Below are 13,339 nucleotides of genomic sequence, written 5' to 3' on the forward strand. Positions count from 1 at the left end.
CTGACGCCATTTCCCTCCGCGCCGACCGGTTGTGGATAACGGCGGTGCTGGGGCGCCCCGACCTGAGACGGGTCGGACGCTTCTGGACGTGTCGTCTATGGATGCGAACCATCGGGAGAGGAGGGCGCGGGAGCTGTCGCTTGGCGCGCACCACGTTCGCGCTAGACCCGGACCAGCAGTTTCAGCTTCTCGAAGGTCTTAGGCCCGATCCCGCTGACCTCCTGCAACTCCTCGACGGCCGTGAATCGGCCGTTCTCCTCCCTCCACGCCACGATGGCGCCCGCCATCACTGGACCCACCCCGGGGAGGGTCTCCAGTTCGGCCACCGTCGCGCTGTTGAGGTCGACAGCCCCTGGGGATCCTCCGCCCGCGATGGCGCCGGAGGCCCCGTTGAGCTCGCCCTGGGGATCCCCGGAGGTTCCGATGATCACCTGCATCCCCTCGCTCACCGGCGCAGCCAGATTCAGCTGCGCCGGATCCGCATCTGGTGAGAGCCCGCCGGCCGCCTCGATCGCATCCTGGACGATCGAGCCCTCAGGAAGCGTGATGACCCCCGGGTGAAGCACCGCCCCGGCCACGTGGACGCGCACCATGGGCGTGGGGCTGGGGCTCGGTACCGGCGCCGCTGGGGAAGAGACCACCGACACGGAAGGGAGAGGCACCTCGGTGGCCGATGACCGAGCCAAGGCCGCGACGGCGACTCCCACTCCGCACAACAGCAGGATGGCCACCACCCACAGATGCTTGAGGGTGATGGTGCGTCGGGGCGGCAGCCCGGTCGACCGGGGCGCAGGCGTCGGAGGCGGTGGGGCGGGCGGGCCGACGGGCTCTGGAACGGGCTCTGCTGCCGCGCGCCGCGGCCCGCACAGCGCGGGCCGACCCGCACTGACGTAGGCCAGCCGGGCCCTGGCCAACTCTTCGGCGTCTCGGGGCTCCATATCCCCTTGTTCGCACGTGGAGCCGCCGGTTTCTCGGCCGGGTGCACGCCTGTGGAGAACTCAGCGCGGGACGAGGCTGAGCATCTTCGGGAGCCTGGGGATCACCTTGGCGATCTCCCGGCCGTCCAGGGACCTCTGGACGCCCGGGTCCGCCAGCGCCGCCGCGAGCGCGTCCTGCTCGGTGATATCTGCGGGCACCTCGAGCTTGGCGCGGATCTTGCCCTGGATCTGCACCACCATGGTGACCGTGTCGTCGACGGTGAGGCTCGGGTCCGCCGTCGGCCAGGTGCTGGTGGCCACGGAGGGCGCGTGGCCCAGCAGCTCCCACATTTCCTCCGCCACGTAGGGCGCGACGACGCTGAGCGATTGAGCCACGAACTCCGCGGCCTCGCGCACGGCGGGGTCTGCGGGTCCAGGGGCTCCGTCGATCGCTTTACGGGTGGCGTTGACCACTTCCATGGTGCGCGCCACGGCCACGTTGAACCGGCCGGACTCCAGGAGCATCGACACCTCGGTGATGGCCTTGTGGACCGCCTTGCGCAGCGCGGGGTCGCCGAGCGCGAAATCGACGCGACGATCCGAGGCGACGTCTGCGGCGATGCGGTGCGCACGCTGCAGGAACTTCAGGCTCGAGGCCGGAGACAGGTCAGCCCAGTCGATGTCGTCCTCGGGGGGCCCCGCGAACACCATGGTGAGGCGCACAGCGTCCACACCGAACTCGTCGATCTGCTTGCCGAGATCTACGCCGTTGCCCAGCGACTTGCTCATCGCCTTGCCCTGGTTGATGACCTGGCCCTGATTGAGCAGGCGAAGCATCGGCTCGTCGAAGTCCACCAACCCCATGTCGCGCAGCACCTTGGTGAAGAAGCGCATGTAGAGCAGGTGCAGGATCGCGTGTTCGACGCCGCCGACGTACTGCGCGACCGGCATCCAGCGGCGAACGTCGTCGGGGTTGAAGGGGCCCTTGTCGTAGCCCGGGGAGCAGTAGCGGAAGAAGTACCACGATGAGTCGACGAAGGTGTCCATCGTGTCTGTGTCGCGCTGTCCCGGTCCGCCGCAGCGGGGGCACTCCGTGGACACCCATTCGGTGGCCGAGGCCAGCGGGGAGGTGCCCTTGGGCGCCAATGCGGCGCCCCGCAGGTCCGGCAGGCGGACCGGCAGCTGGTCGTCGGGGACGGGCACTTCCCCGCACGACGGACAGTGCACCACGGGGATGGGGCAGCCCCAGAACCGTTGGCGGGACAGGAGCCAGTCACGGAGCCGGAACTGCACCGTGCCCGTGCCGAGACCGTCGGCCTCCAGTTGCGCGATGATCCGCGCCACGCCGGAGGCCTTGTCCGTCAGACCGTCCAACGTGCCCGAGTTGATGTAGGCGCCGTCGCCGCTGGTGGAGACCCCGGTGAGGGCCGGATCGGTGCCGTCGACGTCGATGACGGTGCGCACCGGGAGCCCGTACTGCCGGGCGAAGTCCAGGTCCCGCTGGTCGTGCGCCGGCACGGCCATGATGGCGCCTGTGCCGTAGTCGGCCAGGACATAGTCGGCGGCCCAGATCGGAATCTGCTCGCCGTTGACGGGGTTGACGGCGTGGCACCCCAGCCAGACACCCGTCTTGGCTCGCTCGGTGGACTGCCGCTCGATCTCGGTCTCCCGCTTGACCTTCTCCAGGTAGGCCTCAAAGGTCTCCCGTTGGGTGTCGGTGACCAGATCGGCCGCGAGGGGCGCATCGGGCGCCACCACCATGAAGGTGGCACCGAACAGGGTGTCGGGGCGCGTGGTGAAAACCGTGATGGGCTCCGCGCGCCCCTCGACGATGAACCGGACGTGCGCGCCCTCGGATCGTCCGATCCAGTTGCGCTGCATAGCCAGGACGTGATCCGGCCAGCCCCCCTCAAGCTGCGCCATATCGTCGAGCAACTGCTGCGCGTAGGCCGTGGTCTTGAAATACCACTGGTTCAGCTTGCGCTTGGTGACTTCCGTCTTGCAGCGCTCGCACCTGCCGTCGACAACCTGCTCGTTGGCCAGCACAGTCTGGTCCGTCGGGCACCAGTTGACGAACGAGTCCTTCCGGTAGGCCAGTCCCCGCTCGTAGAAGCGGGCGAACAGCCACTGTGTCCACTTGTAGTAGTCCTCGTCCGAGGTGTGCAGCCGGCGGGACCAGTCGAAACTGAGCCCGTAGCGTTTGAAGGAGCGGGCCTGGGTCTCGATGTTGTTGTAGGTCCAGGTGGCCGGATGGGCATCAGCTTTGATCGCGGCGTTCTCGGCGGGCAGGCCGAAGGAGTCCCAGCCTATCGGGTGCATGACGTCAAAGCCCTTGAGGCGCCAGTAGCGGGCCAGCACGTCTGCCATCGCGTACGCCTCGGCGTGTCCCATGTGCAGGTCACCGGATGGATAAGGAAACATGTCCAGCACGTAGCGGCGCTCTCGGCTGCCGTCGTCGAGGGGGGTGAAGGTTCCGTTCTCCTCCCAGAAGGCCTGCCACTTCTCCTGGGCTTGGACCCTGTCGTACTGACCCACCTCTTGGCTCACGACCATCTCCTGCAATCGGCATCTACTGCGCCTGGCGGCACGGTGGCTCAATATACCCGTCCGCCCTGAGCCGGACCCACCGTGCACCCAGGCATCGTGGCTGCCTCAGGCGAGAAGGGCGTCCACTTCGGCGGCGGTGGGCGGCTGGGCACCCTTCCGGGTGCACACGATCGCGGCCGCGGCAACGCCGCGCGCCAGCGCCGCCTCCACATCTCCCGGGTCATCGGCGTAGGCCGACAGGAAGCCGGCCATGAACGTGTCACCGGCGCCCACCGTGTCCACCACGTCGATGCGACGCCCAGGTGTGCGGATGCGGCGACCGTCCGGCTTGACGGCCACCACGCCGTCAGCGCCGAGCGTGACGATGAACATCGACAGCCCGTACTCCCCTACCCATCCCTCCGCGTAGCCCAAGGGATCCGAATCGTCGTCGACGAGCCACGCGATGTCCTCGTCCGAGGCCTTGGCGATGCCACCGTTCTTGCCGACGGCCGACAGAAGGTCTGAGACGAGACCGAAGTACTCTGCCCTGTCCGGCAGGGTGGACGGCCGAACGTTGATATCGAAGCTCACCGCGGCGTCGGTGCTGCGAACGAAGTCCAGGATGTGCTTCGCGCCGCTGCCGATGACGGCGCCGATGGAGCCGAAGTGCAGCCAGTCCGAGTGCTCCAACTGCGGCAGCTCGCCTGCCCTCCAGCTGAATGCGGACGTGCCCGCGAAGTGGAAGTGGTAGCTGGCCCGGCCCTGCTCGTCGAGGGACACGACCGCGAGCGAGGTGGGGTCCTCCGTGGGGACGGCCAACCCGAGGTCCACGCCCGCGTGCTCGAGGTGGCTGCGCAACTGGCGCCCCAACGCATCAGTGCTCAGCCGACCAAGGAATCTGGTGTCCTTGCCGAGGCGCGCGAGGGCGGCAGCTGTATTGAACGGACCTCCACCCGATCTGGCGATCCAACGGCTCTCCGCCGGCGAGATCATCTCCTCCGGCATCAGATCGATCAGGGCTTCTCCACACACGACGAAACGCATGGCAGAACCCTACGGCACGCCCGGGGGGCCGGCGCCCCCGAGGGGTCATTCGTCCCAGCGACGCGGCGGGATCCCGCACTGGTGGAGACGCCTGAGTAGGCTCGCCACCGCATGCCGGGGATCTGACCTCGCCAGCTGCTCAAGGCATGAGGTCTGGGCAGCGCCCCGGCCGCTCAGCCAGGACGCCATCCCCAGGAGCGAGATCACGTTCGCCTGCACGTCCTCGGGCGCGACACGACGGGCCGCCACCAGATTGGGCCACACGGCATCCGCGTTCGTGATGCTGAGGCGGGTGAGCAAGGCGCCGAGCCGGTCTTCGTCTCCCAACAGGACAGCCAGGGTGCAGGCCTCGGTGGGGGTGAGCCGTTCCTCGGACTCCGCCAGGTCCGCAAGGAGGTCCATCGCATCCTCCGGGGACAAGGCGCGGACCAGGGTCTGCGCCGCCGCCACCTCCGCATCCGGCAGCGGGACGTGCTGCTCGACGGGTGCCACAGCTTCCTCCCGGTCCGCGCAGATCCTGACTCCTTCATAGACGGCCTGCGCCTCGAGCGCGCTGGTGTGGCACTCGATCTCGTGCACCTGCAGGTCCGCGTCCAGCACCCACGTGGTCTGCCCGTTGGTCACCATGGCGTCGATAACCCGCGACTCCCCCACCACTGATGCCAGCTCAGTGACGGCGAGACCCGCCTCGTCCGGCTCACCGAAGCCGATCAGCACGAACCGGCAGTCCTCCACCTGGGAGGAGGCGTTGATGATCTGATCCGCCACGTCGTCGAAGTGGTAGACGAACCAGTCGAGATCCAGGCGGGCGCAGAAGGCGACGGACTTGCCGCTCAACGCCAGGATGACGCAGGAGTCAGTGGGGTGGAAGCCCAGCAGGACGGCGGGCATGGCGAGAAGATCGGCACGCGTGGTGCCGCGGAGAACTGGTGTGCTGCTCATTGTCCATTACTCGGGAAGACGCTGGGTTGTTTCCCACCTGTCAGCGGAACTGTGGACAACCGCTCTGGGTACGCTGGCAGCACTATGAGCAACCAGCAGTGGCCGCCGCCGGGCGAGGGACGGGACAACTCGCCGTGGTCCCACCAGGATCCTGGCTACCGCCCCACACAGTTCCACGACGTGCAGGGCCGCGATCCGCGCCAGCCGTTCGGTCAGCCACCGGCGCCGCCCCCAGACCCCGACACTGTCCGTCCGCCCCGCACGCCCGGTCCCACACTGTGGATCGTCGTGGGCGTGATCGTCCTCATCGGGGCTCTCATCCTGGGCATGCAGTTCCTCGGCGGAGATCCGGCTGCGGCCCCGGAGGCCTCCCCCACCCCCTCCGTCGCGGCTGAGCCGTCGCCCACCCGATCCGGCAACTTCATTCCCTTCGAGGGCAACGGCGACGGGATCTTCGAGATCGTGAGCCACGAGTGGACCGACGATGGGTTGGCGTTGAAGATCCGCGTCGAGGTGGAGGAGGGCGAGTACCAGTTCGGCCTCTTCTCCTTCACCAACGAGTCACGCGAGGCGTTCGACCCGGTGGATCCCTTCCCGTTCACCGTCCGCGCCGGCGTGCCGTACGAGGCCGACGTGTTCTTCGTCATGCCGAATGCGGATTCCACCATCGTGCTGGCCACGCCGTCGGGCCGCGTGGCGCTGAACGCCCTTCCGATAGCGGCCGGGTAGCGATCCTCGCTCGTCCACCCCACCGGTCCCTGAGGAGGGTCGCCCGCGAAGCGGCGTGGCCCGTCTCGAAGGGTCGTGACTACCACCTTCACTCCGATCTCGACGTCGGGCGCGGGGAGCCGTGAGTCGATACCCGCACCCGAGCACACGGGTGCGGGACGGCAGGGCGGCGCCGCGTCGCGGTGCCCAACCCGACGATCACCCGGCCGGCATCCCGCCAAGGTAGACCCAACCCCAGCGCCGCCCTGCCGACTCGCACCCGGACTAGACCACGCCACAAGCAGGACGAGTGCGGGGAGACGGGAGACTATGCCCGGGCGGCCTCAACAACCCGACCACCGACCCGGCTGACCGGAACATCGAAACCATGGACAACGGCCGCCCGGGCATCGACTCACGGCTCACCGCACCCGCCAACAAGAATTGCGTGAAAGTGGTAGTCACAACCTTTCGAGACAGGCCACGCCGCTTCGCGGGCGACCCTCCTCAGGGAGCGAAGGGGACGGGCCACGCCGCTTCGCGGGCGACCCTCCTCAGGAAGCGCAGGGCACGGGTCACGCCGCTACGCGGGCGACCCTCCTCAGGCAGCGAAGGGGACGGGCCACGCCATCGGGTCGCATGGCGCCGAACGCCTCTCCGGCGGAGCCGGCTAGCTCATGGGTGGGTCGGAGGCGGGCGCGTTCTCGCTCGCCTCGGCCAACACGCGCCGCTCCTCGATGGCGTCCGGGTGATCCTTGGACAGCAGCAGCACGCCGTAGACCGCGATGGCGCCCGTGACGGCCATTCCCACGGCTGGGCCCACGCCCATGCCGATGCCCTCACCCAGCACGATGAGCCCGAAGAGGACCGCCACGAACGGGTCCACCGTCGTCATGGTGCCCACGGTGATCTCCGCCGGCCCGGATGCGTAGCCCTGCTGGATCATCCACACGCCGAGTCCGTAACAGGCCAGCATCATCGCCACCGTCGCGACGACCTCGAACCCGGCGAAGGACTGGCCGTGCTTGAGGACCAGATCCATCGCCGCCTTCATGAACCCGGAGGCGAGGCCGTAGAAGGTGGCGCCAACCGAGGACCACATCATGGCCTTCGCCCACGGGGCCGCTTTTGTCGCGAAGTAGGACAGCACACCGCAGATGGCGCACACCACGAGGAAGGCGATGAACATGGGGGCGAACTCAACCTGCTTGACGCCGGTGGCGAAGAGCGACGAGAAGACCGTGAAGCCGACGACGCCGGCCACAGTGATGCCCACAGCGATCCACATCTTGTGGCTCAGCTTGTGCTTGTGGATACGGGCTGCGAGCAGCACGGACCACGGCACGGCCAGGATCCCCACCGGCTGCACTACAGCCACGGGTGCGAATGACAGCGCCACCAGGTGGATGGCCGCCCCGGAGAAGACGAACAGGAGCCCGAGCAGCCACTTCCGGATCTTGAACAACCGCAGCAGCCCAGCGAACGTGAGCGTGTTCGACGACGCGGTTCCCGACGGATCGAAGGTGGACTTGACCCCCAGGCTCTGCAGGACGGCACCGCTGGCGAACAAGAAGGAGGACACAACCTGCATCCCGATGGCTAGCCAGATCACGTGCGCGGCCTCTCAGTCGATCGTCGCTGGAAGACTACAGGCCCATAGGAAGGCCGGGGTGCGACCGCGGTCCTGCTCCGCATCGACCCCGGTCGCTACCCTCATGCGTAGACAACCACCTTGTCACCGACGCGGGCGGCGTCGAACAGCGCCGCCACGGCTGACTTGTCCCGGACGTTGACACAACCGTGCGAGGCTCCGTTGTAGCCGTTGCGCGCGAAGTCCGCCGAGTAGTGGACCGCCTGGCCGCCGCTGAAGAACAGGGCGTAGGGCATGGGTGTGTCGTAGAGGCTGGAGACGTGGTTCTTCGACTTCCAGTAGACCGAGAAGACGCCGTTGCGGGTGGGAGTCAGCTCTGAGCCGAAGCGCACGGACATGGTGTCGACGATGGTTCCGTCGATCACCCACGCCAGGCGGCGCTGCGCCTTGGAGATGCAGATGACGCGCCCGGTCAGGCAGCGATCGTCCAGCGTCATCGTCGAAGGCGTTGCAGCGCGGACCACGTTGTTGAGTTCGTCCGCGGTGGGCTTGCGGGTCATGCCGTACAACCGGTCCTTGGTGCGCTGATCCACTTCCCCAGTGACGGGGATCTGGCGCTTGGCCTGGAAGCCCTTCACCGCCTCCAGGGTCTGCGCGCCGAAGATGCCGTCGATCTTGGGCGAGTACCAGCCGATCTGCTTCAGCCTGGCCTGCAGGTCCTTGACGCCGTCACCCTTGCTGCCTTGGGCGTAGATCGCGGGGCCGGGGGTCAGCACGTTGTACATCTCGTCCCGGGTGGGTTCGCGCGTCATGGAATGAAGTCTGTCCAGCGTCACCTGATCCACCGCACCGGTCACGGGGATGCCGCGCTTGGCCTGGAAACCCTCGATGGCGAGCCTGGTGTCCTCGGCGTAGACCCCCGTGATCTTGCCGGAGAACCAGTCAAGCTGCAGAAGGCGGTGCTGCAGGTCACGCACATCGTCGCCCTCGTCGCTGAGCTCAAGCAGTGCCGGGGGCGGCGGGGGTGCCGGGGGGGCCGTCTCCTGCGTGGGCGGTTCAGTGATGGAGGGCACCGGATCCGGCGAGAATGACGGGCTGGGTGCCGGCGCCGACGGGGTTGCCGGGACGGGCTCGGCCACGGGGCTGCTCGGCGCCGGGAGTGGTGTGGCGTCCGGAGAGACCGCCCCGGGTGCGCAACCGGCCAACAGCAGGGCCACGGCGGCGATCATGCCGACGGCGACCCGCCGGGCGCCAGATGGGCTGAACACGGTGCACCTCGCAGGGGGAAGATCGAACACGTCACGGGTAGCATAGTCTCCCCCCAGGTCACGCCTGGACATGACACCCTCAGGGGCGCAGCGGGTCATGGTGGTCCTTTCCTCGATCCATACCCTCCCTACGCATGGGACCGGTGCTCCGGTTGCACTCCCTGTCCGGTCAAGCGCGGCCGTGGAGCGACCGCCGCCGGACTCTCCAGTCGGGGATGAGACGGTCCATCCAGGCGACGAACCCGGGCCCATGTCCGCGCTCGTGGAGGTGGACGAGTTCGTGTACCAGCACATACTCGAGCGCTGACGGCGGATGCTCCGCGAGGGCGACGTTGAGGGTGATCGCGGCGCTGCGCGTGTTGCAGGTGCCCCATCTGGTGGTCATCCTCCGCAGACGGATGAGCGAGGGGGACCTGCCCACCCTTGGTTCCCACTCGGCTCGGAGCCCTGGAAGCGCCGCCTCGAGCTCGCGCCGGTACAGCCCTTCGAGGCCGCGCCGTCGGGCCTCCTCGTCCGACCCTCCGAGCAGAACACTTCCCGCCTCAAGCGTGGCCCCGGCTGTGACCCCGGGCACGGTCCGCAGCTCATGCCACCTCCCCCAGACCCGGGCCCGTCCGCCATCGACAAGCGGCTCGGCCACCGGCGCGGCCATCCTGACCCGTGCCTGCGCGTCGACGATCCACGCGCTGTGCCGCCGCACGAAGTCCTCAACGGCCTCCTCCGACACCCCCACGGGCGCCGAGACGGCCACCCGGGCGTCCGGGGGAAGGACCCGCACCCGGATTGTCTTGATGGGCTTGTACGTCACCGTGGTTTCGATGCCGGCCACACGGAGCCGGGAAGAGGGTTGGGCGCGTCTGGGCATGGGCGTCATGCTACGACGGGCCACCGACGAAGAGATTCAGCCATGCGGCCCCGGGAATTCACCTGAGGTTCATCTGGAGGCGTCAAAAATGAACCTCAGGCTCGCTCACATGCCCCGATTGCGCGGGAGGAGCCGCGGCGTAGCAGACTGGGCACGTGCCACCCGAGTTAATCGTGTTAACGCTCGTCGTCGTGACCGCTCTGGTCTTCGACTTCACCAATGGTTTCCATGACACGGGAAACGCCATGGCCACCTCGATCGCAACCGGTGCCCTCAAGCCGAAAACGGCCGTCGCCCTGTCGGCCGTCCTGAACCTGGTGGGCGCATTCCTCTCGGTCGAGGTCGCACTGACGGTCACCAACGCTGTGGTCAACATCCAGGACAAGACCGGCGCACCCAGGCCGGAGCTCATCGCCGACGGGGGCCTAGCCCTCCTTCTGATCATCCTCTCAGGCCTCGTCGGCGCCATCGTGTGGAACCTCCTCACCTGGCTATTCAGCCTTCCCTCGAGTTCCTCACACGCCCTGTTCGGTGGCCTCGTCGGTGCCACCATGGCCGGACTAGGCGTCCAGGGGGTCAAGTGGACCGGGGACGGGACCAAGCTCGACGGGGTGATCGGCAAGGTGGTGTTGCCGGCCCTGATGTCGCCGGTGGTCGCGGTGATCGTGGCCACTGTCGGCACCTGGTTGGTGTTCAGGATCACGCGCGGCGTGGCTGCGAAGTACCGCGAGTCCGGCTTCCGCTGGGGCCAGATCGGCTCCGCGTCCCTGGTCTCTCTCGCCCACGGCACCAACGACGCCCAGAAGACGATGGGCGTCATCACCCTGGCACTCATCGCCACCGGGACCTGGACGGATCTGGAGGCAGTGCCCTTCTGGGTGAAGCTGAGCTGTGCGCTCGCCATCGCGCTGGGCACCTACCTGGGCGGCTGGCGGATCATCCGCACCCTGGGAAAGGGCCTGGTGGAGATCGAGTCACCCCAGGGCATGGCGGCGGAGTCCTCGTCGGCGGCGGTCATCCTCGTCTCCAGTCATCTCGGCTTCGCCCTGTCCACCACGCACGTCGCCACCGGATCCATACTCGGTACCGGCATCGGCAAGAAGGGCGCCACCGTCAACTGGCGGATCGCCGGCCGGATGGGGATCGCCTGGCTGATCACGCTGCCCTCGGCGGGGCTGGTGGGGGCGCTGATGTGGCTGATCGGTCACACCATCGGAGGCCTCGCCGGGGCCATCGTCGTCTTCCTTGTCCTGCTCGCTTCATCGGCCTGGATGTACCACCGGTCGCGCCGCTCGATGGTGGACCACAGCAACGTCAATGACGAGTGGGTGGAGCAGGTGACGGACCGGGTACTGCCCAGCCACACCAAGGATCCGGACCGGGAGGGAACGAACGCATGAACACCCTGTGGCTGGCGCTGGGCGGCGCCTGGAACGTGCTGTGGGTGGGTCTGCTCCTGGGGGCCGGCCTGCCTGCCATCTTCGCCCTCGGTATCCGTGCGCTCTCCTATGGGGTGGGCGGTGACGCGGACGCCACTGATCACGTCCCGCACCCGGCAGCCAGGGTGGTGGCCTATCTCTGCTTCGCCGTCGTGCTGGTGGCCGTCACCGCTGGAATCGGCGTCATCGTGGCGCACGGTCTCGGGATGAGGCTGGTCATGGACGGACTCCTCCCCTCGTTCGTGGCCAAGTGACCCAGTAGACGCTAGAGCGCCACCTCTCCGGAGCCACGCTGCACGAGTGTGGTGGGAACCACGATCTCCCGGGGCTCCGAGGTGTCCCCGTCGAGCCTCCCGAACACCAGCTCGGCGGCCGTGCGTCCGATCAGGCTGGGATCCTGAGCCACCACCGTCACAGGCACCGCCAGGTAGGCCGCCATGGGGATGTCGTCGAATCCCACCAGCCCCACCGCCGCAAGCTTCTGCGCGGCGCTCAGCGCCTCGACGGCGCCGATGGTGATGAGGTTCTGGGCGGTGAACAACGCCGTGGGCGGATCCGCCGACGCCAACAGGCCGGCCACCGCTCTGGCGGCGGCCACTTCGTCGCCCAGGCCGCCCACCACCAGGCCGGGTCCCACCCGCAACCCTCTGTCGCGGCATTCGTCGAGGTACCCTCGGCGCCGTTCACGGGCCGTGAAGATCTCTTCGCTGTCGCCCAGAAATGCGATGCGTGTATGGCCATGGTCGGCGAGGTGTGCCACCGCCACCCTCGCGCCGGCGTAGTTGTCCGACAGCACGGTGTCGGCCACCACACCCGAGGGCCTGCGGTCCACGAACACGACAGGGGTCCCTCGGTCCATCTCGCGGGCGAGGTAGGAGTGGTCCCGGCCGATGGTGGTGAGGATGAGACCGTCGACCCTGCGCCGCAGGAACGCCTCGACGGCCTCGCGCTCACGGGTGGAATCGTCGTCGAGGCTCGAGGCGAAGACAGCCACGTGGTGAGGGCGTGCCACGTCCTCGACGGCGCGATGCAGGGAGGCAGAGAAGGGGTTGGCGACGTTGCCCACCAGGAGCCCGAGTGTGTTGGTACGGCCGCGACGGCGCAGGTTTCCGGCGTGAAGGTCCGGCTGGTAGTGGAGTTCGGAGATGGCGGCCACCACCCGTGCCCGAGTCTCCTCGGCCACCTTCGGATCCCGGTTGATCACCCGCGAGACGGTGGTGACGGCCACGCCGGCAATGGCCGCGACGTCCTTCATGGTGGGGCGTGCCACCCTGCCATCCCTCACCGCGACACCCGCCGCCTCGTCGCGCCCGTGATCGCGGAGAGGACTTCCTCGTAGCTGGCGGTCCCGGCGTCGAACGAGCCGTTGTTGCGCCCATGCCGGAGGACCTCGATCCGGTCTGCGACGGCCCGCACGTCATAGAGGTTGTGGCTGATCAGGATGACCCCCAGCCCCATGTCGCGCAGCCGTTCGACGTAGCTGAGCACCTCCGCCGTCTGGGCCACCGACAGCGAGGCCGTCGGCTCGTCGAGCACCACCAACCGCGGCTGCCGCACCAGAGTGCGGGCGATGGCGACGCTCTGCCGCTGGCCGGCCGAGAGCTGCACGAGCGGAGTGCGCAGATCTGGGATGCGGGCGTTGAGCTGGGCGAGGTAGGACCGCGCGAGGTCGTCCATCCGGTCGACATCCAGCAGCCCACCGGAGCTGAGCTCTCGCCCCAGGAAGATGTTCGAGGTGACGTCCAGATTCTCGGCGAGCGCGAACTCCTGGAACACCGCCGCGACACCCTTGGCGAATGCCGCCTGGGCCGAGGCGATGGTCACCTCGATGCCCCCGAGGAGGATCTGTCCCGCGTCGGGTTGGTGGACCCCGGAGATCATCCGTGCCAGGGTGGACTTTCCAGCGGCGTTGTCTCCGACGAGCGCAACCACTTCGCCGGCCCGCACCGTCAGGTCCACGTCCACCAGTGCCAGCACCCCGCCGAAGTGCTTGCTGACCGAGCGCAGCTCGAGGAGCGGGGGGCGGGCGTCCATGC

At 68.1% G+C, this 13,339-nt stretch carries 12 protein-coding genes; 3 read left to right on the top strand and 9 right to left on the bottom strand.

Features of this window, described 5'->3' with window-relative positions:
* Positions 1-161 precede the first annotated feature (161 nt).
* The 4 genes from H5399_RS10410 to H5399_RS10425 form a co-directional block, all read right to left on the bottom strand.
* A complete protein-coding gene (locus H5399_RS10410) occupies positions 162-938 on the bottom strand; it encodes a ComEA family DNA-binding protein (RefSeq protein WP_182782959.1) in 777 nt (258 codons plus the stop codon).
* Between the two features lie 60 nt (positions 939-998).
* Positions 999-3,464: a leucine--tRNA ligase gene (leuS, locus tag H5399_RS10415; protein ID WP_370585741.1), complete on the bottom strand. Its 2,466-nt coding sequence runs from the start codon at positions 3,462-3,464 to the stop codon at positions 999-1,001.
* A gap of 105 nt (positions 3,465-3,569) precedes the next feature.
* Positions 3,570-4,490 (bottom strand): carbohydrate kinase, encoded by a 921-nt coding sequence (locus H5399_RS10420; protein ID WP_182782961.1) that lies wholly within the window; start codon positions 4,488-4,490, stop codon positions 3,570-3,572.
* Positions 4,491-4,535: 45 nt separating this feature from the next.
* A complete protein-coding gene (locus H5399_RS10425) occupies positions 4,536-5,432 on the bottom strand; it encodes a DUF4192 family protein (protein WP_182782962.1) in 897 nt (298 codons plus the stop codon).
* Positions 5,433-5,516: 84 nt separating this feature from the next.
* Between H5399_RS10425 and H5399_RS10430 the strand changes: the two genes are divergently transcribed.
* The gene (locus tag H5399_RS10430) at positions 5,517-6,161 is read left to right on the top strand and encodes a hypothetical protein (protein ID WP_182782963.1); all 645 of its coding nucleotides are present in this window, start codon (positions 5,517-5,519) and stop codon (positions 6,159-6,161) included.
* A 649-nt stretch (positions 6,162-6,810) separates the two neighbouring features.
* On the opposite strand, the gene H5399_RS10435 is transcribed toward H5399_RS10430, so the two are convergent.
* The 3 genes from H5399_RS10435 to H5399_RS10445 all read right to left on the bottom strand — a co-directional run bounded on the left by H5399_RS10435 (position 6,811) and on the right by H5399_RS10445 (position 9,864).
* A complete protein-coding gene (locus H5399_RS10435; protein WP_182782964.1) occupies positions 6,811-7,752 on the bottom strand; it encodes a hypothetical protein in 942 nt (313 codons plus the stop codon).
* A 101-nt stretch (positions 7,753-7,853) separates the two neighbouring features.
* A complete protein-coding gene (locus tag H5399_RS10440) occupies positions 7,854-8,999 on the bottom strand; it encodes a peptidoglycan-binding protein (RefSeq protein ID WP_370585742.1) in 1,146 nt (381 codons plus the stop codon).
* Positions 9,000-9,168: 169 nt separating this feature from the next.
* Positions 9,169-9,864, bottom strand: a complete 696-nt coding sequence (locus H5399_RS10445; RefSeq protein ID WP_182782965.1) for a M48 family metallopeptidase — start codon at positions 9,862-9,864, stop codon at positions 9,169-9,171.
* Between the two features lie 155 nt (positions 9,865-10,019).
* Here H5399_RS10445 and H5399_RS10450 point away from each other — a divergent pair, with 155 nt between their 5' ends.
* On the top strand, positions 10,020-11,264 hold the full coding sequence (locus H5399_RS10450; RefSeq protein WP_182782966.1) for an inorganic phosphate transporter: 1,245 nt from the start codon (positions 10,020-10,022) through the stop codon (positions 11,262-11,264).
* Positions 11,261-11,557, top strand: a complete 297-nt coding sequence (locus H5399_RS10455) for a hypothetical protein (protein WP_182782967.1) — start codon at positions 11,261-11,263, stop codon at positions 11,555-11,557. The genes H5399_RS10450 and H5399_RS10455 overlap by 4 nt, the downstream gene beginning before the upstream one ends.
* A gap of 11 nt (positions 11,558-11,568) precedes the next feature.
* Here the strand turns inward: H5399_RS10455 and H5399_RS10460 are convergent, their stop codons facing one another.
* Together H5399_RS10460 and H5399_RS10465 are read right to left on the bottom strand one after the other, a co-directional pair.
* The gene (locus H5399_RS10460; RefSeq protein ID WP_220490944.1) at positions 11,569-12,573 is read right to left on the bottom strand and encodes a LacI family DNA-binding transcriptional regulator; all 1,005 of its coding nucleotides are present in this window, start codon (positions 12,571-12,573) and stop codon (positions 11,569-11,571) included.
* Positions 12,574-12,584: 11 nt separating this feature from the next.
* Entirely contained in the window at positions 12,585-13,337 is a 753-nt protein-coding gene (locus H5399_RS10465; RefSeq protein WP_220490945.1) for an ATP-binding cassette domain-containing protein, read from the bottom strand.
* Positions 13,338-13,339: the final 2 nt, after the last annotated feature.

Source organism: Tessaracoccus sp. MC1627 (assembly GCF_014164725.1).
In the GTDB taxonomy this organism is placed as follows: Bacteria; Actinomycetota; Actinomycetes; order Propionibacteriales; family Propionibacteriaceae; genus Arachnia.